The 22,850-nt window shown below is 59.0% G+C and carries 20 protein-coding genes; 9 read left to right on the forward strand and 11 right to left on the reverse strand.

What is annotated here, in order from left to right; translation table 11 throughout:
- Positions 1 to 10: 10 nt before the first annotated feature.
- Positions 11 to 256 carry a spore gernimation protein GerQ gene (locus PV407_RS18170; protein WP_332091384.1) on the reverse strand — a complete coding sequence of 82 codons (246 nt, stop codon included), beginning with the start codon at positions 254 to 256 and terminating at the stop codon, positions 11 to 13.
- A gap of 60 nt (positions 257 to 316) precedes the next feature.
- Positions 317 to 1,264 (reverse strand): helix-turn-helix transcriptional regulator, encoded by a 948-nt coding sequence (locus tag PV407_RS18175; RefSeq protein ID WP_332091365.1) that lies wholly within the window; start codon positions 1,262 to 1,264, stop codon positions 317 to 319.
- A 94-nt stretch (positions 1,265 to 1,358) separates the two neighbouring features.
- On the opposite strand from PV407_RS18175, the gene PV407_RS18180 reads away from it, so the two are divergent.
- A complete protein-coding gene (locus PV407_RS18180; RefSeq protein ID WP_332091366.1) occupies positions 1,359 to 3,623 on the forward strand; it encodes an excinuclease ABC subunit UvrA in 2,265 nt (754 codons plus the stop codon).
- A gap of 85 nt (positions 3,624 to 3,708) precedes the next feature.
- On the opposite strand, the gene PV407_RS18185 is transcribed toward PV407_RS18180, so the two are convergent.
- Positions 3,709 to 3,954 (reverse strand): NifU family protein, encoded by a 246-nt coding sequence (locus PV407_RS18185; RefSeq protein WP_332091367.1) that lies wholly within the window; start codon positions 3,952 to 3,954, stop codon positions 3,709 to 3,711.
- A gap of 97 nt (positions 3,955 to 4,051) precedes the next feature.
- On the opposite strand from PV407_RS18185, the gene PV407_RS18190 reads away from it, so the two are divergent.
- Positions 4,052 to 4,306 (forward strand): YuzB family protein, encoded by a 255-nt coding sequence (locus PV407_RS18190; RefSeq protein ID WP_332091368.1) that lies wholly within the window; start codon positions 4,052 to 4,054, stop codon positions 4,304 to 4,306.
- 15 nt (positions 4,307 to 4,321) lie between these two features.
- Here PV407_RS18190 and PV407_RS18195 read toward each other — a convergent pair whose 3' ends face one another.
- Both PV407_RS18195 and mqnE read right to left on the reverse strand, forming a co-directional pair.
- On the reverse strand, positions 4,322 to 5,386 hold the full coding sequence (locus tag PV407_RS18195; RefSeq protein WP_332091369.1) for an NAD(P)/FAD-dependent oxidoreductase: 1,065 nt from the start codon (positions 5,384 to 5,386) through the stop codon (positions 4,322 to 4,324).
- 89 nt (positions 5,387 to 5,475) lie between these two features.
- Positions 5,476 to 6,579, reverse strand: coding sequence for an aminofutalosine synthase MqnE (mqnE, locus tag PV407_RS18200; RefSeq protein WP_332091370.1), 1,104 nt, complete (start codon positions 6,577 to 6,579; stop codon positions 5,476 to 5,478).
- 223 nt (positions 6,580 to 6,802) lie between these two features.
- Between mqnE and erpA the strand changes: the two genes are divergently transcribed.
- The 4 genes from erpA to PV407_RS18220 all read left to right on the forward strand — a co-directional run bounded on the left by erpA (position 6,803) and on the right by PV407_RS18220 (position 12,271).
- Positions 6,803 to 7,162, forward strand: a complete 360-nt coding sequence (erpA, locus tag PV407_RS18205; RefSeq protein ID WP_332091371.1) for an iron-sulfur cluster insertion protein ErpA — start codon at positions 6,803 to 6,805, stop codon at positions 7,160 to 7,162.
- A gap of 1,403 nt (positions 7,163 to 8,565) precedes the next feature.
- Positions 8,566 to 9,363: an alpha/beta hydrolase gene (locus tag PV407_RS18210; protein WP_332091372.1), complete on the forward strand. Its 798-nt coding sequence runs from the start codon at positions 8,566 to 8,568 to the stop codon at positions 9,361 to 9,363.
- A gap of 248 nt (positions 9,364 to 9,611) precedes the next feature.
- Positions 9,612 to 11,519 (forward strand): LTA synthase family protein, encoded by a 1,908-nt coding sequence (locus PV407_RS18215; RefSeq protein ID WP_332091373.1) that lies wholly within the window; start codon positions 9,612 to 9,614, stop codon positions 11,517 to 11,519.
- Positions 11,520 to 11,668: 149 nt separating this feature from the next.
- Positions 11,669 to 12,271: a GNAT family N-acetyltransferase gene (locus PV407_RS18220; protein ID WP_332091374.1), complete on the forward strand. Its 603-nt coding sequence runs from the start codon at positions 11,669 to 11,671 to the stop codon at positions 12,269 to 12,271.
- On the opposite strand, the gene PV407_RS18225 is transcribed toward PV407_RS18220, so the two are convergent.
- The gene (locus PV407_RS18225; RefSeq protein ID WP_332091375.1) at positions 12,266 to 12,565 is read right to left on the reverse strand and encodes a hypothetical protein; all 300 of its coding nucleotides are present in this window, start codon (positions 12,563 to 12,565) and stop codon (positions 12,266 to 12,268) included. The two genes, PV407_RS18220 and PV407_RS18225, sit on opposite strands and share 6 nt — an antisense overlap.
- A 181-nt stretch (positions 12,566 to 12,746) precedes the next feature.
- Entirely contained in the window at positions 12,747 to 13,685 is a 939-nt protein-coding gene (locus PV407_RS18230) for an aldo/keto reductase family protein (RefSeq protein ID WP_332091376.1), read from the reverse strand.
- Positions 13,686 to 13,845: 160 nt separating this feature from the next.
- Between PV407_RS18230 and PV407_RS18235 the strand changes: the two genes are divergently transcribed.
- Positions 13,846 to 14,205: a winged helix-turn-helix transcriptional regulator gene (locus PV407_RS18235; RefSeq protein ID WP_332091377.1), complete on the forward strand. Its 360-nt coding sequence runs from the start codon at positions 13,846 to 13,848 to the stop codon at positions 14,203 to 14,205.
- A 123-nt stretch (positions 14,206 to 14,328) separates the two neighbouring features.
- Here the strand turns inward: PV407_RS18235 and PV407_RS18240 are convergent, their stop codons facing one another.
- On the reverse strand, positions 14,329 to 14,526 hold the full coding sequence (locus tag PV407_RS18240; RefSeq protein WP_332091378.1) for a hypothetical protein: 198 nt from the start codon (positions 14,524 to 14,526) through the stop codon (positions 14,329 to 14,331).
- Positions 14,527 to 14,680: 154 nt separating this feature from the next.
- Here PV407_RS18240 and PV407_RS18245 point away from each other — a divergent pair, with 154 nt between their 5' ends.
- Positions 14,681 to 15,187 (forward strand): hypothetical protein, encoded by a 507-nt coding sequence (locus PV407_RS18245; protein ID WP_332091379.1) that lies wholly within the window; start codon positions 14,681 to 14,683, stop codon positions 15,185 to 15,187.
- Between the two features lie 143 nt (positions 15,188 to 15,330).
- A complete protein-coding gene (locus PV407_RS18250; protein ID WP_332091380.1) occupies positions 15,331 to 17,349 on the forward strand; it encodes a penicillin-binding transpeptidase domain-containing protein in 2,019 nt (672 codons plus the stop codon).
- Between the two features lie 132 nt (positions 17,350 to 17,481).
- On the opposite strand, the gene uvrA is transcribed toward PV407_RS18250, so the two are convergent.
- The 3 genes from uvrA to PV407_RS18265 form a co-directional block, all read right to left on the reverse strand.
- Positions 17,482 to 20,409, reverse strand: a complete 2,928-nt coding sequence (uvrA, locus tag PV407_RS18255) for an excinuclease ABC subunit UvrA (RefSeq protein ID WP_332091381.1) — start codon at positions 20,407 to 20,409, stop codon at positions 17,482 to 17,484.
- A gap of 76 nt (positions 20,410 to 20,485) precedes the next feature.
- The gene (locus PV407_RS18260) at positions 20,486 to 21,418 is read right to left on the reverse strand and encodes a hypothetical protein (RefSeq protein ID WP_332091382.1); all 933 of its coding nucleotides are present in this window, start codon (positions 21,416 to 21,418) and stop codon (positions 20,486 to 20,488) included.
- Positions 21,419 to 21,553: 135 nt separating this feature from the next.
- Positions 21,554 to 22,850 (reverse strand): YhgE/Pip domain-containing protein (locus PV407_RS18265; RefSeq protein WP_332091383.1); only part of this gene is annotated, 1,297 nt, incomplete at its 5' end.

Genomic DNA, 22,850 nt, shown 5'->3' on the forward strand with positions numbered 1-22,850 from the left:
TATCCGCCTTTTAATTGAGGATGGGGGTCGGCCGACGATCCGGCACGGGCGCCTGAAACGGCGCTCTCGCGTATACGGCCTTCAGGTCGTCGAGCGCCCGGGTCGATTGCTCCACGTCTTTTTGCAGCAGCTGCTTCAGCTCCTTGTCGAATACGAGACCTTGCATCAGCTTCGACTTGGCCAGGCATAACGTCTTGAAATTGATCGCCTCGTGAATGTCCAGCGCCTCGTGCGGCGCGAGCGGCTGCGCTTGCACCATCCGCATCACCTCCTCCGACCGCGGCGGTCAGTGATAGGGTTACCTCTTGCGGCCGGCTTATTCTCTCCCGTAATGGACGGACAGCTCCCGGGCCTTCCTGCCGATCCGATCCGCCATCTCGCCGGGCTCGATGACTTTGGCCGCGGTGCCCAGCTGAAAAAAATAGTCGGACACGAATTCGAATTCGCTTCGGTCGATAACGGCGTCGACATAGCCCCGTTCCGAATCGATCGTCACGATATGAGGCTCGAGCCAAGGCTGGCTGCGGCATTGCCGCAGCCCCTCCCGCGTCAGCTCCGCATATAACCGCACCGGAGCTTTCGGGTCCTGAGCGGTCAGACGATTCAACCAGTCGGTCAGATTCATGGGGGGCTCGACGATGGTTTGCGTTTGTTCCACCGACACGATCCGGTCCGTCCGAAACTGTCGGATTTCGCCCGACACCGGCTCGAAGGCGGGCATGTACCAAAAGCCTTTGTACGCATATACGCCCAGAGGAACGATTTCCCTGATCGTATTTTCCGACCTCGAGACGTATTCCATAACCAGCACCCGGTTCTCGGCGGCGGCCTCGATCATTTCTTCGAGATGCGGCGACGGGACGCTTCTTTTTTGATTCCAAAACGACATTACGGAATCGAGACGATCCACTTTCCGTTTCGTGTCGTCGGGAAGACCGGCATACAGGTTCCTGGAAACCGAGCTGATATTGATGTCGAAAGGGAGCGTTCGAACATATTTCAGCGATTGGAAAGCAAAAAAAATAGCGAACGCTTCATGCTCGTCAAAAATAACGGGCGGCAGCAGCCGGTTGTTCAGAATCCGATAACCGCCGCCCCGGCCGGGTTCGGTATACAGCGGAACGCCCATTTCGGCCAGATCGGTCAAATATCTGTGGGCCGTTCGGACGGAAATTCCGAATTCGTTGGCGACATCCTGAGCCGTAAAGTTTCGTTTGGCGTTGACGTATAAGATCAGATCGAACAACATTTTGGCTTTGGACATCGGATTCTCCCCTTCTCGAAACCATGACAGGTATTGGCATGGTTAAAGTGTACAATGTTCACGGCAGCTTGACAAAGGAGGAGAGAGACCGTTTATGGGAAAAGAGGATTCCATTCAAGTGACCGGCGCAACCGAAAAAAATTTAAAAGGCGTTGACGTGACGATCCCGAAAAAAAAGATTACGGTATTCGTGGGCTTATCCGGTTCAGGGAAATCGGCGCTGGTATTCGACACGATCGCGGCGGAATCGCAGCGGCAGCTGAACGAAACGTATTCCAGCTTTGTCCGCAACCGGCTGCCGCATTACGGGCAACCGGAAGTGGAGTCGATCGAACGGCTGCCGGTGGCTATCGTCATCGATCAGAAACGAATCGGAGGAAACGCAAGATCGACCGTCGGTACGGCGACGGACATCTATGCTTTGCTGCGTTTGCTGTTTTCCCGTTTCGGAACGCCTTTCGTCGGGTATTCGGACGCGTTTTCGTTTAACAATCCGCAAGGGATGTGCCCGGAATGCGAAGGATTGGGCAAAGCGAAGGCCGTCCGCGTCGATCGGCTGCTCGATAAGGAGAAGTCGCTCCATGAGGGAGCGATTTTGTTCCCTACTTTTCGTCCCGGCGACTTCCGCTGGAAAAGATATGTAAGCTCCGGCCTGTTCGACAACGACAAAAAGCTGAAGCATTTCACGGAAGAGGAAATGGACACGCTGCTGTATAAATCCGGATTCAAGCCTCCGCATCCGACCAAGGACTGGCCGCCGACCTCGCTGTACGAAGGCGTCGTCCCGCGAATCAAACGCACTTTTTTGGACAAGGACTCGCGGGATTCCGCGAGGTACAAAGAGGCCATCGACCGCGTGGTGACGGAGGAGCGTTGTTCCGTGTGCGACGGCGGCCGGCTGAACCGGACGGTGCTGTCCTGCACCTTAAACGGGAAAAGCATCGCGGACTGCTGCGGCATGCCGATTAACGAGTTGATCCGGTTTATTCAAGCCGTCGACGAACCGGGAGCGCGGACGATCACCGAGGCGATTGCGAGACGGCTGAGTCATCTGGAATCGATCGGACTGGGGTATTTGCACCTGAATCGCGAAACGTCCACTTTATCGGGGGGCGAATCGCAGCGAATCAAAATGGTGCGCCAGCTCGGAAACGGCCTGACGGACATCGTCTATATATTCGACGAACCGAGTATCGGGCTCCATCCCCACGACGTCCGCACCATCAATCGGTTGATGCGGCAGCTGAGGGATAAAGGCAATACGGTGTTGATCGTGGAACACGATCCCGACGTCATCCGAATCGCGGACCATATCGTGGAGTTGGGACCGGGTGCGGGAACGATGGGCGGAACAATCGTCTATGAAGGCGATTTGCACCGGCTGCGGGCGGCAAATACTTGGACGGCGAAAGCGCTGAATCGACGGCCCGCCTTCAAGGACGAGGTAAGAACTCCCGCCGGTTGGATCGCGATCGAATGCGCCGACCGTCATAATTTGAAACGGATCAACGTTCGCATTCCTACAGGCGTCCTTACCGTCGTGACGGGCGTGGCCGGCTCGGGGAAAAGCACCTTGATCCGTCATGAGCTGCCGAAGCATTGTCCCGAAGCGATTTTCATCGATCAAGGGACGATCGGGGCTTCCAACCGCTCCAATATGGCGACCTATACCGGCATCTTCGATGCGATCCGAAGCTCGTTTGCAAAGGAAAACGGCGCGGACGCCGCGCTATTCAGCTTTAACTCGCGGGGAGCCTGTCCGACTTGCAAAGGGCTGGGAATGCTCTATACCGATTTCGCCTTTATGGATACCGTTGCGACCGTATGCGAGGTATGTCAAGGACAGCGGTTCACGCCGCATGTGTTGTCGATGACGTATCGCGGGAAAACGATCAGCGATGTGTTGTCCATGACCGTCGACGAGGCGTTGGATTTTTTCCACGATACCCATATAACGGATGCGCTGAAACGGCTTCACGAGGTTGGGATCGGTTATTTGTCGTTGGGACAGCCTCTCAGCACGTTATCGGGCGGCGAGCTGCAGCGGGTCAAGCTGGCGGCGGAGCTGGAAACGAACGGGAATGTTTATGTGCTGGACGAACCGACAACCGGTCTTCACCTGTCCGACGTCGAGCGGCTGCTCCGCATGATGAATCGGTTGGTCGAAAGGAACAACACCTTGATTGTCATCGAGCATAACGTGGACGTCATTTGCCAGGCCGACTGGCTGATCGACCTGGGACCGGGGGCGGGGGAGGATGGAGGCCGCGTTTTATACGAGGGGGTTCCGGACCGGATCGTCGACTGTCGCGACTCCATAACCGGCGCTTATTTACAAGAGGCGGTAAACCGGGCGTAGAGGGAACGCCCCGGGACATCGTTCTCGAGCCCGCGGAACAAAAAAAAGAGCGACCTGCCTTTGGGCATGGCCGCTCTTGTCATCATCAAAATACTTGCACGACTTCGGTAATGCCTTCCACTTCTTCGAGGAGGGCCCGTTCGATGCCGGCCTTCAGCGTTATGGTCGAGCTCGGGCAGCTTCCGCAAGCTCCCATCAGCTTCAGCTTCACGATTCCGTCCTCGACGTCCACGAGCTCGACGTCGCCGCCGTCCCGCTGCAGAAACGGACGCAATTTATCCAGCACCTCAAGCACTTCGTCGTAAACGGCTTCTTGCTGTGCGTTGCTCATTTGCCTCATCTCCCTTCACGTATTATTATAGTACATTATAAACAAAAATAAAACGGTGCGACACTAGACACTGCGTAGGCCGGATGGTGAACGAACAATGAGACCGATCGTCGAATTTTGCACGAACAATATGCACCACGGTACCGACGAGACGATGCGCAAGCTGGAGGAGAACCCCGAGCTGGACGTGATCGAGTACGGCTGTCTGGGCAACTGCGGACAGTGCTATGTCGAGCCCTATGCGCTCGTAAACGGGGAAATCGTCGCCGCATCGTCTCCGGACGAGCTGTACGAAGCGATATTGGCCAAAATCGAAGAGTGGGAAGCGCAGTTCGCCTGGCCTCCCGAATAAACGGGCGGGGCGGCTTCAGCCGAAATGATGTTTGGACATCCAAAGCACGCCGCTTTTCAGTACGCGCGGCACTTTTCCCATAATGACCGTTTTTTTGCCCATCATGCCGAAGCCGGCTTTTTTCCCGAGCGAGCCGAGCACGCCCTTCAGCTTGATCGGCTTGAGCCGGGGCGTTTCGCCTTTCCACAGCGCATGCATCACCTCGGCCACCTGCTTGCCTTGCTCCTCCGCCGCTTGGGCGCTCGGGCTGAACGGCAGGCTGGCGCAGTCGCCGACGACGAATACGTCGGGATGGGCGGGAATTTGATGATACTCGTTCAGCAGCACGCGGCCTTGCCCGTCCTTCGGCACGGGAAGCTTCTGCACGATCGGGCTCGGCTGAATGCCGGCCGTCCATACGGTCAGGTCGGTCAAAATTCGTTCGTTCCCGTTTTGCAGCACGCCTTGCTCCACGCTTTGGAGCGTTACGCGGGAAAGCATCTCCACATCGTGCTCGATGAACCAATCGCGTACATAGTCTACCAGCTTCGGCGGAAACGACGACAAAATGCTCGGTCCGCGGTCGATAATCCGTATGTTCAAATCCGGACGGCTTTCCCGCAGCTCGGAAGCGATCTCGACGCCGCTTAACCCGCCGCCGACGACGGACACTTGGGCGTACGGGTTCAAATCGTTGATCGCCTGATACGCCTTGCGCGATCCGGACAGCGTCTGGATGCTGTGCGAATGCAGCTCGGCCCCCGCGATGCCGTGGTATTTGTCCACGCAGCCGAGCGCGATGACGAGCCAGTCGTACGCAAGCGGATCGTTCTGGTCCATCAGCACGAGCTTGCGCTCCAGATCGATGCCGGTCACCTCGCCGTACTTCAGCAGCAGCCGCGGATCGTTCGGAAACGAGACGCGAATTTCCGCTTCCGACACGGTCCCGGCCGCCAAAGCGTAATATTCCGTTTTCAGTCCTTGATAAGGCATTCGGTCGACAAGCACGATTTCCGTACCCGCCGGCGGCTCCTGCTCCAACAAATGGAGGGCCAGCGTCAGCCCGCCGTACCCTCCGCCCAATATGACGAATCTGCTCATTCGAAAATAGCGGTCCTTTCCGTAATCCTTAAAGTTAAAGGTTGTTGTATTAGAATGTCACGCCGGTGGGAACTTTATAAGCGATCCCGTCAGTCGTACACCCGAATCTCGTTGTAAAACGTATCGCGCTCGATCGGTATCCGGTTCGCGCCCTTAATCATATGAATCAGCTCGTCCCGCGTCAGTCCTTCCGGGGAGAGAGCGCCCGCGGAATGGCTGATCCGTTCCTGCACGATCGTGCCGTGGGCGTCGGAGGCGCCGAACGTAAACGCCAATTGGGCGAGCTGGGTGCCGAGGTTGATGAAATACGCTTTGACGTGCTGGACGTTGTCCATCATCAGGCGGCTGATCGCGATCGTCTTCAGATCGTCGAACGCCGACGTTCTCCGTTTGATGCCCATGCCGGTGTTGGGCGGCTGCACCGCGTTCGGAATAAATACCATAAAGCCGTTCGTTTCGTCCTGCAGCTCGCGCAGCTGCATCATATGCCGGATTCGTTCTTCCTTCGTCTCGATCGATCCGTACAGCATGGTGGCGTGCGTCCGCAGCCCGAGCTTGTGCGCCGTCCGGTGCACATCGAGCCATTGCTCGGACGTCGCTTTTTCCACGTTCATTTTCGAGCGGTACCGTTCCGTCAAAATTTCCGCGCCGCCGCCCGGAAGCGTGCCGAGACCGGCGTCGATGAGCCGCTGCAGCACCTCTTTGTACGACAGGCCGCTGATGCGCGAGAAAAAGTCGATTTCCGCTCCGGTGTACGCTTTGATCGTCACGTCTGGGTAATGCTTCTTCAGCGCTCGGATCGATTCGACGTAATAGTCGAACGGGACGTTCGGATTATGGCCGCCGGTAATGTGGAATTCGCGCATCCCCGGGCGAAAATGCTTCGCGACGTATTCCAGCATTTCATCCGGCGACAGCGTATAGGCGCCTTCTTCGCCTTCGTCGCGGCGGAAATGGCAAAAAGCGCAGCGGTCCTCGCATACGTTCGTGAAATACAGGCTCATGTTTTCGATAAAATACACGTTCCGTCCGTTTTTGCGCATGTTCGCCTTGTTGGCCATTTGTCCGATCGTCAGGAGGTCGTCGGATTCGTACAGGAAGACGCCGTCCTCGAGCGTAAGCCGCTCGCCGTGTTCCACCTTCTCGGCGATTTCGGCCATACGGTTGTCCGGGTTCGTCATTATCGTTTGCATGATGCTCCTCCTCGGTTGTCGATTGAACTGCTTGTGTCGGTTGCCGAGCTTGACCGTACCGTTTCGATGACTTATCTATTATAAACCTACTCCGGTTTGCGGGCAACAGTCATGGCAGGTTTTCGTCCGTGCGGCGCGCGCCCGGCCGGGCCGCATCCCTCTTGAGGAGCGATAGGAATAGGAGTATACTGAAAATAGAACGTATCGAAGGAGGGGAACGTTAATGATTACCATTACGGATGAAGCAGTCGATAAAATCAAAGAGATGCTTGCGGCCGAGGAAACGCCGAACCTGTTTTTGCGCGTAGGCGTGAAGGAAGGCGGCTGCAGCGGTTTTTCATATGGAATGGGCTTCGACGACGAAGAGCACGGCAACGACGAAGTGCTGACTATTAACGGGTTGAAGGTGGTCGTCGATTCCGACAGCACGAAATATTTGCGCGGTCTCGAGATCGACTTCAAGGATGCGGCCATGGGGGGCGGGTTCACCATCCACAATCCGAACGCCATCGCAACCTGCGGCTGCGGCAGCAGCTTCCGCACGAAGGAAGAAGCCGGCAAGCCGAATCCGGAGCAATGCTGATCGCTTCCTCGACGAACGCCAAAACGCCTTTTTGACTGGGGCCTCCCAAGGCCGTCCAAGCAAAAAGGCGTTTTTTTCGGTAGTAAAGGGTTTATATCTGTTCGGGCTCTTTTTTGATCTTCCCGTGGTATGGATGCGAGCCTTATGAAGCTTTTTCGAAGAGCAAACGAAAAGAACGCTTAAGCATGGGGCGAGCGCGGGGCCTTTCGTTTCCACGACCGGCGTGTCCGAATCCTGCCGAGCCATTGGAATACAACCGGACGGGAAAACCTCCTGCTAACTTGCTCTCCTAGTGGCATAGTGTCGAAATACCGGGAGAAGCTCCCGATAAAATGGCGCTGTATCGGCGAAATGCACGGTATGGACGATTTTAGCGGGATGTTTTCCCGTTGTTTTACCCGGAAACGAGAAACGACCGAAAATAGCGGGATCATTTCCATCTCGATCCCCGCTCTGCTGCCGTTTCGGCATGCAACAAGGATCGGTTTGCACGAAAAATCGTTCGTCCCGCCCTTCGCTTAAGCGTCAAAACCGGAGCGGGTTTTCTGCTGACGGCGGGCGGGAAACGGCGATTCCGGCTCGTATGACCTGCGCCGGCGTCGTCGAGAGTAGGAGCCGGGGGCGAGCATGGGGCGGCGGCGGGACTGGCCCATGCGTCTAACGGACATGGCGGCCGCTATGGAGCCTCATTTCGGCCTATTTTTTTTTGTAACGGACACAGATGCAGCTATTTGGCGAAAAAAAACCTTTTGGATGGCAATTCGGGGCAAATAGGAGCAATGGTGTCCGTTACGATTGGAAAACGGCCGATTCTCGCGAAATAAGCGCCGTGGTGTCCGTTACGTTTCGGAAGCCGCTGTTTCGTTCATCCCGAAATACGTCGACGATAGACGTTTTTCTTACTGTTTATTCGTACTTTCGCCGCGAAACGGAATAACGCCGCCCTGCGACATTCGTTGTCGCGGAAGCGGCGTTAAGTTGCTGTGTTATACCTATATCTGACTGACCTTGTCGGTCATGGGGTTCTCAAGATATCGTCAACCTTACATGTTGCAGCAAGCTCGCAAACGGTACAAGCCATGATAAACCTAAAACAATGAAAGCCCTGCCTCTCTTTCATCCTTACGACTCCTTGATCGCGCCAGTGTGAATCAGGTTCATGCCAATCTTCGGGATATTGTCGTTCATGGAATATTCGCAGGTTGCTGCGGGGACTTTCGAGGATGTCCGAAGGGTGACTCGAATAACACATTTTGTAATTATACACGCAATCGTCCGTGTTGTCAATGTTTCTTCCTTTACAGGATCGTAGTCCGGGACGCATCGGCAAACAGGATTTCGAACCGGGCGCGTTGAAAGTAATGCGGTGACACGAAGCTGCGAAACGAATGGAGACGATGACGATGACGATGGAACGATGGCCGGACGTCGCGTATAGCGAAAACGACGCGGAGCGGCGAAAAATGGACGTATTTGTGCCGGGCGACAACGCGAACGGGATCGGGCTGCTGTTTATTCACGGCGGAGGATGGCATGCCGGCAGCCGCACGGCTTGGCACCCGGTGGCGGAACGCTTTTGCGGGCTTGGCTACAGCTGCGCTTCGGTCGGCTACCGGCTCGCCCCGGACTGGCATTACCCGGCGCCCGTCGAGGACGTGCGGCTGGCGATGTCGTATTTTCTCGAAAACGCGGACCGGTTCCGCTTCGACGGGAAGCGGACCGCCGCGATCGGTTCGTCCGCCGGGGGCCATCTGGCCGCCATGCTGGCGACGATACCGGCGGAGGACGAGCTCGGCTATACGTCCGAGGTGCGCATCCGCGAGACGAGACCGACCGCGGCCGTGCTGTACTGCGCCGCGACGAATCTGCGCCTCGCGGACAACGTCGACAGCCTGAAGCCTTCGATCGAAAAGCTGTTTGGCCGCCCGGAGTCGGAAATCCCCGAGTCGTATGCGTTGGGATCGCCTTACGACCGGATCGACGGGCGCGCTTCGGCGACGCTGCTCATTCACGGCGACGCCGACGAAACGATTCCCGTCGACCATTCGCGGCGTTATTACGACAAGCTCGTCCGCCATGGCGTCAAAGCCGAGCTTTGCGTATTGCCCGGCGTGCGTCACGGCTTCGGCTACGGCGCGTCGACTCCGGCGCAGCTCGAAGCGATATCCGCCATCGAGCGGTTTTTCGCGGGGATCTGGTGATCGGCGCGGCTGCGGAGAAGGAAACGGCATGGAACGGGAGACGCTCGGACGAACATATTCGTCCAGAGCGTTTCTTTTTTTCCCGAAGGAACGATTTACCGCGCATTCTTTCATCTTATTTTAAGGTTTGAAGGTTACAATACCCCGATGAATAATTTGCCGGACGGAAACGGGAACGGGAACGGGAACGGGAACGGGAACGGGGGCCGCGGGTTCCAAGCTTCTTTCCGGAACAGGAGGAGTCGGGGATGGAGAACGACAGAGCCGCATCGTCGTTTTGGAAAAGCATGTTTTTCCGCATCGCCTTGTTGCTTTGGCTCAAGCTCATCGTGCTGCGCGTCTTCATCTATCATAAAATCGATTGGAGCGGCGCGGCGCTCGATTTGGCGTCCGTGCTCGCGGCGGCCGGAGCGGTCGAGCTGCTCGTGCCGCGCAAGGTGAAAAAGGCGGCGTTTTGGGGGCTTAACGCGCTCGGCTCGCTCATTTTGTTCGCGGCGACGCTTTATTTTACGCATTTCGGATCGATCGTCACGTACACGTCGCTGTACGGCTTAAAGCAGGTACTCCAAGTGTCGAGCAGCGTCAAGCGGGCGATGCACCCGGAAAATTACGTGTTTTTCATCGACATGGCGATCGCCGCGCTGCTGTGGCTGTATCGGAAAAAGCGCGGCAGTCTCCCGCATTGGAGCGGCATTTCCCCGGGCAAAGCTTCCATTGCCGCGGTCGTGCTGATTGCCGTCGCCGTTTCGGCGCTGTCGATCCGCGTCGAAGGCAAAGTGCGCAACGAGCTCGTCCGCGCGGAAAAGCTCGGCTTTTTCAACTACCAAAGCTCGTTCGCGTTGGAAGCGTGGGAAAACAGCCGCGAAACGAAATTTGCAAGTACGGAGCAGGCGGCCGACACGATTAAAAAAATCCGGTCCAAATTTCCGTACCGTCCGCAGCCGGACGACGCGGAGACGGCGTCGGAGTCCAGGCTGTTCGGCTCCCAGAAAGGGAAAAACGTCATCGTCGTGCAGATCGAATCGCTGCAAAATTTTACGATCGGCTATACGGTCGACGGACAGCCGCTCACTCCGGTGCTGAACGGGCTGGCGGAGCAAAGCTTCTACTTCGACAACGTATACCAGCAAATCGGGCAGGGCAACACGTCCGACGCGGAATTTATGTTCAATACGTCGCTCTATCCCGCCGGCAGCATTCCGATGTCGACCGGCTTCGGCAACCGCGAGCTGCCGAGCTTCCCGAAACTGCTCCGGGAGCAGGGCTACAGAACGATGACGTTCCATGTCAACGACGTGACGTTTTGGGATCGCGACGAGCTGTACCCGGCTCTCGGCTTCGACCGCTATTTCGACAAGCCGTACTTTACGAACGACGAATTCAACGCGTTCGGCGCTTCCGACGAGCAGCTGTACCGTGCCGGAATCAAGCAGCTGACGGCGCTGCGCGACGCGAACGTTCCGTTTTACGCGCAGTTCGTCACTGCATCGAGCCATCATCCGTTCGTCATACCGGACGATAAGAAAAAAATACGGCTGCCCGCGGACAAGTACAAAAACACGCAGGTCGGCGAATATTTGGAGGCCGTCAATTACGCGGACTATGCGCTCGGCACGTTCATCGACCAACTGAAGGCGACCGGGCTGTGGGACAATTCGATCTTGGTCGTTTACGGCGACCATTCCGGGCTGAAGCCGCAGTACAACGATCCGGATGAGCTCACCCGGCTGCTCGGCATCCCGTATCACGAATATGTGACGCGCTTCAACGTTCCGTTCATCGTGCACGTGCCGGGACAGACGGAGGGCGAAACGATCGGCCAGGCCGGCGGTCAGCTCGACATGATGCCGACAGTGGCGAATTTGCTCGGCATATCGCTGGGCGAGCGGAATTTCGTCCACTTCGGCAGCGACTTGCTGAACATCGAACGGAACGTTTTCGGCATTCGCTACTATTTGCCGACAGGCTCGTTCATCAACGACGACATTTTGTTCATTCCCGGCGAAAGCTTCGAGGACGGTACGGCCGTCCGGTTGGATACGCTGGAGCCGGTCGCCGACGTGACGCCGTACAAAAAAGACTATTATTATACGATGGCGCTGATGAAATCGTCGGACGAGTATATGAAAGTTCTGCCGAAGCGGGAAACGGAATAAGCTTCGAAGGGATGCGTCAGCTTTCGGTCGTTTTTCCGACAGGCGGCTGCATCAAAAATCGGTCCGCGGAACGAGGCGCGTTTCGTTCCGCAGCCAGTATGACGTTCGCATCGGATTCGGGTATAGTCGGGCTAGCGGAGGTGTTGCCTGTGAAGGCGTTAGCGATCAAACGGATGGACGAATTGGACGATGCCGGCTTGGAGCAGGCGGCGGGCGTATTCGTGGACAGCTATTTCGATTCGCTCTCCTACTTGTCGCGCGATAGGGACGCGCTGGTCGGGCTTATCCGAAAATCGTTCATCCGCGCCCAATTTTTCGCGGCCGTCAGCGAGGGACGCGTTGTCGGCATTACGGCCTACTCGACGAACCGGACGCGCGCGATCCGGTTCGAGAAGCGCGACATGATGCAGATCGCCGGGGCCGTGAAAGGGCGGCTGCTGCACGCCCTCTTCGCCCGGGAGCTTCATGCGCCGCTTCGTTTGGCGGACGGCGAATGCTATATCGAAGCCGTCGCTACCGATCCGAATGCGAGGGGAAAGGGCGTGGCGACCGCGCTGTTGAATCAGTTGCTCGAGCGGCTGCCGTACCGGGTATTTACGCTGGAAGTGACGGATACGAACGAGCGGGCGATCCGCCTGTACGAAAAGCAGGGGTTCGCCGTATTCCGCACGAAAAAACAGCGGCTGTTCCGCAAGCGGACGGGGTTCAACGCCAGACTGTACATGCGAAAAACGGTCGACAAAGCGCTATAGCCGGAACCGTTCCAAATGGTCCCACAGCCGCTCCCGGCGCAAAATGTCGGCCTGCTTCCGGCCGATCAGATCGAAATGGGGGAACGGCGGACGGTTATGGATGTAGCGCGGATTCAGACCATGGGCCTCGCACCAGGCGGTCAGCCGCTCCAGGTCGGCGCAGCCGACCTTCGTCACCGTACGGCTGCCCGGAAAGCGGGGGTCCAGCCAATAATGGGTCAAAAACGCGATTTCGCCGCGGGCTACCGTTTCCTTCCAGCGGTTCAGCTCGTCGCGGGTAATGCCGAAAGCCATGTCGAATCCCCCCTGCAATGTGCGGACAGCGTTCATTGTTTCATTATAGCAAAGCGGGGCGGATTCGCGGAAATGTAGGATCGAACAGGAGCGGCCCCTTCCAATCGTTGGGTGCTATCCCATTGCATAATGCGAAAAAAGCGCCGGGTGTTCTCCCGGCGCTTTCTTCTTTTTTTCGATCTTACTGCAAAATCGTTTCGATCCGCTCGATGACGTCCGCGCTCAGCTCGATGCCGGACGCCGCCGCGTTTTCGTCCACCTGGGCGGGGCGGCTCGCGCCGACAAGCGCGCTGGCGACGTTCGCCTGGCGCAAAATCCAGGCGATCGCCAGCTGGCCGACCGTAATGTTCAGCTCATTCGCGATGTCGGTCAGCTTGGCGACTTTGGCGATTTTTTCTTCGGTGATCGACTTGCGCACGCCTTCCAGCTTGCCGGCGCGGCTGTCGGACGGAATGTCCGCGGCCGATTTATACTTGCCCGTCAGCAGCCCTTGGGCGAGCGGCGAAAACACCACTTGGCCGATGCCGTTCTGCGTGCCGAACGGGATCACTTCTTTTTCGATATAGCGGTTGAACATGTTGTAAACGGGCTGGTTGACGACGATGCGGTCGAGCAAGTACCGGTCGGCCACGCCGAGCGCCTGCGCCATTTGCGCCGCCGTCCATTCGCTGACGCCGACGTACAGCACTTTGCCCTGCCGGACGAAATCGTCGATCGTCCGCAGCGTTTCCTCGACCGGCGTCTCGGGATCGAACCGGTGGCAATAGTAAATGTCGACGTAGTCGGTGCCGAGCCGCTTCAGGCTCGCGTGCAGCTGCTCGAACACATGCTTGCGCGACAAGCCGCGGTCGTTCGGACCGTCGCCCATCGGCCAAAACACTTTCGTCGCGAGCACGTAAGACTCGCGGGGATATTCCTTCAGCGTTTCGCCCACGACAAGCTCGGCCGCGCCGCGCTCGTAGACGTTCGCGGTATCGAAAAAGTTGATGCCGAGGTCGTATGCGCGGCGAATCGAACCGACGGCGTTTTCGCGTTCGACGTAGCCTCCGTAAGTCAGCCAGCTGCCGAGGCTGATTTCGCTCACTTTCAATCCGGTTTTCGCCAGTTTGCGGTATTTCATGCAACTCACTCCCCGTAGCAAAATGAAGCGGACTTGTCGTCCGCCTGTAGAACGATACTTTTCTATTATAAAAAAAGCTGGTACACTTTTAAAAGAAGTGAAATCGGAACGAGTTACTCAAGTCCAGTTAACTAACTATGTGACGAAAGAGAGGATCGACATGGAGAAATTGAGCGAAGACAAGGCGCCTCACCGAAAAGGCTATATCCCGAAAGAACCGGTATGCATCGAATGCTCGATCGAAAAAACGCTCGACGTCATCGGCGGCAAATGGGCGTTTCTCGTCCTTCGCGAGCTGTTCGGCGGGACGAAGCGGTTCGGCGAGCTTCAGCGGAGCATTCATCATATCAGTCCGACGGCGCTAACGAACACGCTGCGCCATATGGAGGAGAAGGGCGTACTGGAGCGGAAGGTATACCCGACCGTGCCGGTGACGGTCGAATATACGCTTACGCCGAAAGGGCAAGATTTGCACCCGATTATTAAAAGCATGAAGCTGTGGGCGGCCAAATGGGCGTAGCCGGACGGCCCCGCCGCTTCGCGCGGACGGGGCGCACGGCCGTTTCGAAGGAAGCGGAGGACGGAGACGGGTACCGGACAAGACGCATCGTTCCGGCGAAGCATCGCGGAAAATTTACGCGGCTCAACCGCCGGACGCGGTCGCCGGCGGATAGTCGCTTTTGAGCGCTTCGACCGATTCGTAGCGCGGCGTTTCGAACAAAAATTTGGCCGGCCCTTTATCGGTCCGGTCTTTAATAATATGACCGTAATATTTGCCGTTCGCGGCGAACACGAACATCGTCTTGCCGGGCTCCTCCAGGAGCGGATACTTTTCGACCATAAAGAACCTTCCGTTTCCATTGGTATCGTATCTTTATTATTCTCGTCCGGGCGGATCGATTCCTGCCGTTTCGAAGCGGCGGCTTAAAAACGAACATTCGAACGATTCGGGAAGTCCGGAATGCCGATCATATGTTGCGAAAAGGGGGCCGCGAATGAAACCGTTCGGCTATCCGCTGCTCTTGGGAGCCTTATTGGGAATATCGACGCTCGTCTGCATGTATTCGTTCGGGGCGATTTATCACGGCGTTCGTACGTCCGGCGAAATCTTTCATGCGGTGCGCCTCTCCATTCTGGACTTGCGATTGTGGGTGACTGGGCTGTCCGTTCTGGCTACCTCGCCGCTGACCGCCCTGTATGCCCGCGTCAGACCGGGCATCGGTGCGACGGCGATCGCGGCGATAACGGCGGGCTCCGTTTTGACGGCGCTCGGTTGGGTCGTCTTGGTTTTCGAGGGAGCGATTGCGTCGGCTTTGGCGCGCCTCTTTCCGACGGACATGCATGGTATCGCGATCGGGTACCAGACGCATCCCGCTATCCTGCTTGCGGGCGCGCTTCTGTCCGCCGCCGTTTTCGTTCAATCGGCCATGACCGGCTATTGGACCAAGAACGGCGCACGTTCCATACCGCCGTCCCCCTCCGACCTCGCCTCCCGGAAATAAACGACCTTCATCCCCCTTCAACAGGAAGCCGTCACCGGACGATGAGCGTCCGTTCATTGAACGGCCCGGCGCGCCGTACTAAGATGAAACGTGACCGCGAAAGCGGGTCGTGCCCGAATCGGTTTCGGAAGAGGGGATGCATCATGAACAGATGGATCGGGTATATCGCCGCCGTCGTTTTCGCCGCGGCGCTGGGCGGCTGCCAAAAGGAGGCGGAACCGCCCGCGGCCGTAATGGAAGCGTACGTATCGGCCTGGCGGCAGCTGAATTATGCCGGCATGTACGGCGCTTTGTCGCCGGATGCGCAGGCGCGCATAACCGAAGACGAGTTCGCGAAACGGTACGGCGCCATCTATGAAGGGATCGAAGCGAGCGGGTTGGCCGTCGACATCATGCCGAAGGAGCCGGCGAAGGAAGAGCTGGACAAAGGCGAGGTGACGATTCCGTACCGCGTCGCGATGGAAACGGTGGCGGGTCCGCTGCGGTTCGACCATCAAGCGAAGCTGGTCAAAGCCGAGACCGCCGACGGGCCGAGATGGACGATCGCCTGGGAGCCGTCGCTGCTGTTTCCGCATATGGCGGACGGGGATAAAGTTCGGGTGACGACCGCGAAAGGCGTGCGCGGCGAAATCGTCGACCGGAACGGGAACGGACTCGCCGTGAACGGTACGGCGCCGCAGGTCGGGATCGTGCCGGGCCGGCTCGGCGACGCGGCGGAACGGACGAAGGCGACGCTCGCGGACAAGCTCGGCTTCAGCGTCGAGGCGATCAACGGCATGCTGGGCGCCAAATGGGTGAAGCCGGATTCGTTCGTCCCGCTCGCGTTCGTGGCCGAATCGGCCGCCGAGCAGTTCCGGGCCATTCCCGGCGCGGACGTGCAGAGCAGAGACGTTCGCGTCTATCCGTACGGCGAGTCGGCGGCGCATGTAACCGGATATATCGGCGAGATCAGCGCCGAGGAGCTGGAACGCCGCAAAGAGCAAGGCTATGCGGCGGGAGACTTGATCGGCAAAGCCGGGCTGGAGCAGCTGTTCGAGGAGCGGCTGCGAGGCAAGGACGGGGCGCGCATTTCCATTGTCGACGGCGCGGGCAAAACGAAGGAAACGATCGCCCGGAAGGACGCCTCGGCCGGGGAAACGATCCGGCTGACGATCGACGCGGACGTGCAGCGGGCGCTGTACGACGAGCTGAAGCAGGATGCGGCGTCCGCCGCGGCGATCCGGCCGGCGACCGGCGACATTTTGGCTCTCGTCAGCAGTCCGGCCTACGACCCGAACGCGTTTCAGCGCGGCTTGTCCGCGGAGCGGTATAACGCGTGGAACCGGGATCCGAAGCAGCCGTTTTTGAACCGGTTTACGAAAGCGTACGCGCCGGGCTCCGCCTTCAAGCTCGTAACGGCCGCGATCGGCCTGGATTCGCGCGTGCTCGATCCGGCCGAGGAGAAGCCGATAACCGGGCTGAAGTGGAGCAAGGACGGGTCGTGGGGAAACTACTATGTCAAGCGCGTCAACGAGACGAGCCCGGTCAACCTGCAAAAAGCGCTCGTTTACTCGGATAACATCTATTTCGCGCAGGTCGCGCTGGAGCTCGGGCGGCAGACGTTTGCCGCCGGATCGGCCAAGTTCGGCATCGGCGAGCGGCTGCCGGTTTCGTACCCGTTTCAAAAGTCGCAGCTTTCCAATACCGGCATTCGCAGCGACATTCAGCTTGCCGATTCCGGCTACGGCCAAGGGGAAGTGACGATGACGACGCTGCACGCCGCGCTCGTCTTTTCCGCGCTCGTGAACGAAGGGGATATGGCGTATCCGGTGCTGACGGAAGAGGAGGCGGCGGGTCGCGGGAAACGATGGAAGCCGGGAGCGATGGCGCCGGAAACGGCGGAGCTGCTGAGACGCGATTTGGTGCAGGCGGTCGCCGGCCCGGGGGCCCCCGGTCACGGCGCTTACATACCGGGAGCTTCGATCGCGGGCAAGACGGGAACGGCCGAATTCAAGCGGAGCAAGGAGGAGGACGGCCTCGAAAACGGCTGGTTCGTCGGCTTCGACGCCGCCGGTCCGCAGCTTTTGCTGGCGGTCATGGTCGAGGACGTCAAAGGCCGCGGCGGGAGCGGGTATGTGACGGCCAAAGCGAAACGCGTCTTTCAGTTTGCGATGAAGCGATAAACGGCGAAAGCGGACCGGCAGCGAGTGCCGGTCCGTTCGATTTTGCAAATAGCGGAAAATGATGCCGCAATGCCCGCGATTTCGCATCATTTCTCGCGAATAACGGAAATTGCTTCCGCCAAGAACGCGCTTCTAGCCGTTCGTCTGCAGCACTTTCTCGCGCTCGTCCCAATACCGGTTGTCGGTATTCAGCACCGCCTTCAAAAACTTCCCGGTATGCGACTGTTCGACCGCCGCGACCTGCTCCGGCGTCCCCTGCACCACGACGCTGCCGCCGTCCTTGCCGCCCTCCGGCCCCATGTCGATCAAATGATCGGATACTTTGATCACGTCGAGATGGTGCTCGATGACGAGCACGGTATGGCCGTTTTCGACGAGCTGGTTCAAGCAGTCGATCAGCTTCTGGATGTCGTGCAGGTGGAGGCCCGTCGTCGGCTCGTCGAGAATGTACAGGTTGTGCGAGCCGCGCTTCAGCTTGCCGATTTCCGTCGCCAGCTTGATGCGCTGCGCCTCGCCGCCGGACAACGTCGTCGACGATTGGCCGAGCTTCAAATAGCCGAGCCCGAGCTGGTTCAGCACGTTCAGCTTGTGCAAAATGTACGGCTGGTCGGTGAAGAAGGCGATCGCTTCTTCGATGCTCATGTCGAGCACCTCCGAAATGTTTTTGCCTTTCAGCCGCACCTCCAGCACGTCGTTGTTGAACCGGGCGCCTTTGCACGCCGGGCATACCGATTCGATGTCGGCCATAAACTGCAGCTGCGTCGTGACGATGCCTTCGCCCTGGCAGCTTTCGCACCGGCCCGTCTTCTGGTTGAAGCTGAACTCGTTTTTGCCGAGTCCGCGCTCCTTCGCTTCGTCCGATTCGGCGAACAGCTCGCGGATCCGGTCGAAGAAGCCGACGTACGTGGCCGGGTTGGAGCGGGTGCTCCGTCCGATCGGCGACTGGTCGATGTTGATGATGCCGGTCAAATGTTCGGCGCCTTCGATCGAATCGTGCTCGCCGGGCACGATTCGCTGATCCTGGAATACGGCGTACAGCTGCTTGTACATGACTTCGTTGATCAGCGTGCTTTTGCCCGAGCCGGACACGCCGGTGACGCACGTCAAAACGCCCAGCGGGATATCGACGTCGACGTTTTTCAAATTGTTGGCGCGCGCGCCGCGAATGCGCAAATACAAGCCGGAGGGAACGCGCCGCTTGGACGGCACCTCGATCCGTCTCGCTCCGGACAAAAACGAGCCGGTGAGCGACTGCTTCGACCTGCGCAGCTGCGCCGCCGTCCCCTGCGCGATCACCTGCCCGCCCCGCTCGCCGGGTCCGGGTCCGATCTCGATGATGTGATCGGCGCTGCGGATCGTATCGATGTCGTGCTCGACGACGATGATCGTATTGCCGATGTCGCGCAGCTTTTGCAGCGTCTGGACGATTTTCAGGCTGTCGCGGGCGTGCAGCCCGATGCTCGGCTCGTCCAGCACGTACAGCATGCCCATCAGCCCGGAGCTGATCTGCGTCGACAGCCGGATGCGCTGCGCCTCGCCGCCGGATATCGTGTCCGACCTTCGGCCGAGATTCAAATATTCGAGGCCAATGTCGATCAGCAGCGACAGCCGCGTCTCGATCTCGGACGCGATTTGCTTGCCGACCTGCCGCTTATGCTCCGGAAACGCGACGCCGTCCAGAAACGATTTCAGCTCCTTCAGCGGAACGCTGCACAGCTCGTGAATGTCTTTGCCGCCGATGCGCACGCAAAACCGCTGCGGCTTCAGCTTTTTCCCTTCGCAGTCCGGACACGTGTTCTCGACCATCACCCGTTTGAAAAACTCGTTGTCGCCGCCGCTTCCGGCCCGTTTCTTGACGAACCATTTGTACCAGCGGTTCACCTCGGCGACGAGCCCCGGGTACCGCCGAAGCTGCCCGACCTGCCGTTTCGCGTGGCGGGAGTCGGTTTCGGTCATGATGAGCGGAAACTGCTCGCCCCTCGTTCCGTTGAACAAAATATCGATAAAGTGCTCGGGCAGCTCGTTGAAAGGCGTATCGAGACTGCAGCCGTAATGGGCGAACAAGCTTTGCATGATCATGCCGCGGTACGACTTCTTCGTGCTCGGTCCGTAGAGGGAATGGTCGAGCGCGCCTTTGGCGACGCTTTTCTCCGGGTTGCGGATCAGGAAGCGCTTCTCGGTCCGCAAGTACGTCCCGATGCCGCCGCACGTCCGGCAGGCGCTGTTCGGATCGTTGAACGAGAAGTAGGACGGATGCAGCTCGCCGAGCACGAGATGGTGCGTCGGACAGCCGAAATCGCGATAAAACGCTTTCATGTCGGCCGGCTTGCCGTCCGCCGTTCCGGTTATTTCGAACCGGATGAATCCGTCGCCGATCAGGCTCAAGCTGTTTTCGATCGTTTTGGCCAGCGCCTTGAACAAGCTCGGCGAGACGACGACTTTATCGACGACGACCTCCATCCGGTAATCGGCTTCCTCGTCCAGCTCGACCGGATCGCCGAGATGGTGGGGCGTTCCGTTGATTTTGACCGTGCGGAACCCTTTGGAGCGAATTTCGTCGAACAGCGTCTGGTAATCTTCGTCGTACAGCTTGAAGATCGGGGCGAGCACCTCCAGCTCGGTGCCGTTCGGCAGCGCCTGCACGTGGTCGATCATTTGGCCGACCGTCTTCGTCTCGATCGGATGGCGGCAAAACGGACAGCACGCTTCGCCGCTCGAGGCGAACAGCAGCCGCAAAAAGTCGTACAGGTCGGTCATCGTGCCGACCGTCGAGCGGGGATTTTGAATGCCTTTCTTCTGCTCGATCGCGATGACCGGCGACAGGCCGAACACGAAGTCGACGTCCGGCTTCTTCAGCTGGTTCATCCGGCTTTTGGCGAACGTCGACAGCGATTCGAGAAACCGCCGCTGGCCTACCCCGTAAATGACCTCGAAGGCGAGAGACGACTTGCCCGAGCCGCTGACGCCCGTAATGACGGTCATCCGGTCGCGGGGGATGTTGACGTCGATATTTTTCAAATTGTTTTGTCTGGCGCCTCTCACTTCGATGCTCGTTTTCATGAAACGGCGTTCGCTCCTTCCCGGTTCGCCCGAATGCGAAGCCGTTCCGGCCGCTTTCGGGGAGCCTCCGCAATGTTTAAACGAATTCGTCTTCCTCCGGCAGCATATACCCGGGCTCGTCGAGAAACAGACGGCTTTTCGGCGTCGGCTTGACGCTCATCGGGATTTGGACGATATATTCGCGTTCGACGAGCCAGCTGCATCCCATTTCGAGCAGGCCTGCGTCCAGCCGTACGATCGCCCCGAGCTTGTCGGACATTTCCGATACGGAGCGGGCGTCGCCTTCCTGCTTCAAATAGTCGAGAATCGGGCGGAACAGCTCGAGCTCCCGCTCCCGCATAAAGTCCGCGATCCGATCGAGCGCGTTCCGGACTTTGTCCGCATCGACCGCTTCGCGAACGAGTCCGTCGTAGATGTCGCGGAAAAAGTCGGGGTTCAGCGCGGCCGCCTGCTGCACGCATTCCCGCATCGGCACGTCGCCGGCGCGAATGACTTCGATCTGCGCGAGCGCGTCGATCGTCTTGACGATCCAGAAGGCGCTGTAAGCCGCGTCGCGCTTGACGTAAAACCATTTCTCCGCCTTGGCCAGCATCCCGAGAATATGGCAGCCGAGCTGCAGCAGCTGCAGCCGGCGGTCCCGCTCGCCGACGTAACGAATGTTGTCGAAATAGTCCTCGAGCGTCTTGTCCCGCGTGAACAGCAGCGTTCCGCGCAGCAAGTAGGAATGGTTGAACGAGGTCGACACCGATTTCTCGACCCAGCGCTTGAATTCGTCGCGCGTCTGGATGGTCGCGTTGATCGGAATGCCGTTCTGGACGAAGCACATGCCGTGCCGGACGAGCTTCTGGTCGTGCACGATCAGCTTCATGTCGATGTCCGACTTTTCCCAAACCTGGTCGTACGACAAGCTGCCGAGCAGGATGGCGGCCACGATCTGATCGTCCTGCTTCAGCCGTTCCACGAAGGCGTGCAAAGCTTCCCGATAGGCGGTATTGACGGCGCTTTCCATGGGGATCCCTAGCTCCTTTGCGATAGGCGGACTTTGCCAAGCATGTTTCCAATATACCGTACATTTGTTCGCATGTAAATCGGTTCCATGGAAATATTTTTCAAGCTTGGCCCCGTCCGCGGAAAAACGTTCGCATCAATGGAGGAGTCCGCTTTGCTTCGCCTTCTTCACCAGCTTGGCGCTGACGCGGTTGATCCAATGTTTCAGCGTGACGCCCAGGATGAGCGCCAGCGCCGCGTACACCCCGAGCAAGCACAGGTCGCGGACGACGATGTCCGGCACGATGCCGCCGACGGCTTCCCGCATCAGGCTGATCGCGTAGGTGAACGGAAGAAACGGGTAGATCGCCTGGAAAAAGGCCGGTGTCACCTGAATCGGGAACGTTCCCCCCGAGCCGGACAGCTGCAGGACGAGCAGCACGATCGCCAGCGCCTTGCCGACGTTGCCGAATACGGAAACGAGCGTGTAGACGATCAGCATGAACAGCGTGCTGATGAGCGCTCCGAACAGGACGAACGGCGCCGGATCCGCCACGTACGTTCCGAGCAGCGCCATATCCCCGACCGTGACGAACAGCGATTGCAGCAGGGCGATCGTCCAAAACGTCAGGAAGCGCCCGAAATAGACGTGATGGCTTTGCGGCGAATCGGCATCGGCGGCGTGAACGTCGACCGTCAGCAGCGAGACGAGCAGCAGCGCGCCGACCCACAGCGACAGCGTGCTGAAAAAGGGCGACATCGCGGACCCGTAGTTCGGGATCGGGAACAGCCGGTGTTCGCTCAGCACGACCGGCTCCGCGAAAAATTCGCTCTCTTTCGTCGCATCCTTCCGCAGCAGCGATATGAGCTCCTCGAGACTGCCCTGCCGTTCCAGCGCGCGAATCCGGTCCGCCAGCTCGCGCAGCTTCGCCGCCGCGTCGGGCAGGCGGGCGATCGTCTCCTGCAGCGCCTGGTCGGCGGCGGCGAGCCCTTGCGCCGCGTCGTCGACGATGCGCCGGACGTCCGGGAGGGCGGCGATCGCCTGCCGCAGGGCGGAAGCGGCCGTGTCGGCGGCTTGCTTCGCCGCGGCGAAGCCTTGCACGATCGCCGGCAGCAGCTCCGGCTCGTAGCGGCCCGCCAAGTCGCCGAGCGCGGCGGACGCTTCCCCGGCCAGCCGTTCGAGCTCGGCGAGCTGCGCGTCGGACAGCTTGTCGCCGGCGGCGGCCGCCGCGGACGCCGTGTCGGCGATCGCCTTCAGCCGCTGCAGCCGGTCCCGCGCCTGCCCGAGCTTCGCGATCGCCGGCTTCAGCCGGTCCGCCCCGGCGAAGCCGTCCAGCCGCTCGAACAGGGCGAGCAGCGTGCCGGTCGCGTCCGCGGCTACGGCGAGCCGCCGCGACAGCTGCGCCAGCGCCGCCGACGATGCGGCCGGATCGGCGAGACCGTCGCGCAGCGTG

The organism is Paenibacillus sp. GYB003 (assembly GCF_036577625.1).
Taxonomy (GTDB): domain Bacteria; phylum Bacillota; class Bacilli; order Paenibacillales; family NBRC-103111; genus Paenibacillus_AB.

Excerpts from the sequence above, each read along its gene's own strand:
- PV407_RS18250 (WP_332091380.1), top strand. The coding sequence starts at position 15,331 with ATGAACAGATGGATCGGGTATATCGCCGCCGTCGTTTTCGCCGCGGCG.
- PV407_RS18245 (WP_332091379.1), top strand. The coding sequence starts at position 14,681 with ATGAAACCGTTCGGCTATCCGCTGCTCTTGGGAGCCTTATTGGGAATA.
- PV407_RS18195 (WP_332091369.1), bottom strand. The coding sequence starts at position 5,386 with ATGAGCAGATTCGTCATATTGGGCGGAGGGTACGGCGGGCTGACGCTG.
- PV407_RS18175 (WP_332091365.1), bottom strand. The coding sequence starts at position 1,264 with ATGTCCAAAGCCAAAATGTTGTTCGATCTGATCTTATACGTCAACGCC.
- PV407_RS18235 (WP_332091377.1), top strand. The coding sequence starts at position 13,846 with ATGGAGAAATTGAGCGAAGACAAGGCGCCTCACCGAAAAGGCTATATC.
- PV407_RS18230 (WP_332091376.1), bottom strand. The coding sequence starts at position 13,685 with ATGAAATACCGCAAACTGGCGAAAACCGGATTGAAAGTGAGCGAAATC.
- PV407_RS18240 (WP_332091378.1), bottom strand. The coding sequence starts at position 14,526 with ATGGTCGAAAAGTATCCGCTCCTGGAGGAGCCCGGCAAGACGATGTTC.
- uvrA (WP_332091381.1), bottom strand. The coding sequence starts at position 20,409 with ATGAAAACGAGCATCGAAGTGAGAGGCGCCAGACAAAACAATTTGAAA.
- PV407_RS18225 (WP_332091375.1), bottom strand. The coding sequence starts at position 12,565 with ATGGCTTTCGGCATTACCCGCGACGAGCTGAACCGCTGGAAGGAAACG.
- PV407_RS18185 (WP_332091367.1), bottom strand. The coding sequence starts at position 3,954 with ATGAGCAACGCACAGCAAGAAGCCGTTTACGACGAAGTGCTTGAGGTG.
- PV407_RS18210 (WP_332091372.1), top strand. The coding sequence starts at position 8,566 with ATGACGATGGAACGATGGCCGGACGTCGCGTATAGCGAAAACGACGCG.
- PV407_RS18215 (WP_332091373.1), top strand. The coding sequence starts at position 9,612 with ATGGAGAACGACAGAGCCGCATCGTCGTTTTGGAAAAGCATGTTTTTC.
- PV407_RS18260 (WP_332091382.1), bottom strand. The coding sequence starts at position 21,418 with ATGGAAAGCGCCGTCAATACCGCCTATCGGGAAGCTTTGCACGCCTTC.
- PV407_RS18190 (WP_332091368.1), top strand. The coding sequence starts at position 4,052 with ATGAGACCGATCGTCGAATTTTGCACGAACAATATGCACCACGGTACC.
- mqnE (WP_332091370.1), bottom strand. The coding sequence starts at position 6,579 with ATGCAAACGATAATGACGAACCCGGACAACCGTATGGCCGAAATCGCC.
- PV407_RS18180 (WP_332091366.1), top strand. The coding sequence starts at position 1,359 with ATGGGAAAAGAGGATTCCATTCAAGTGACCGGCGCAACCGAAAAAAAT.
- erpA (WP_332091371.1), top strand. The coding sequence starts at position 6,803 with ATGATTACCATTACGGATGAAGCAGTCGATAAAATCAAAGAGATGCTT.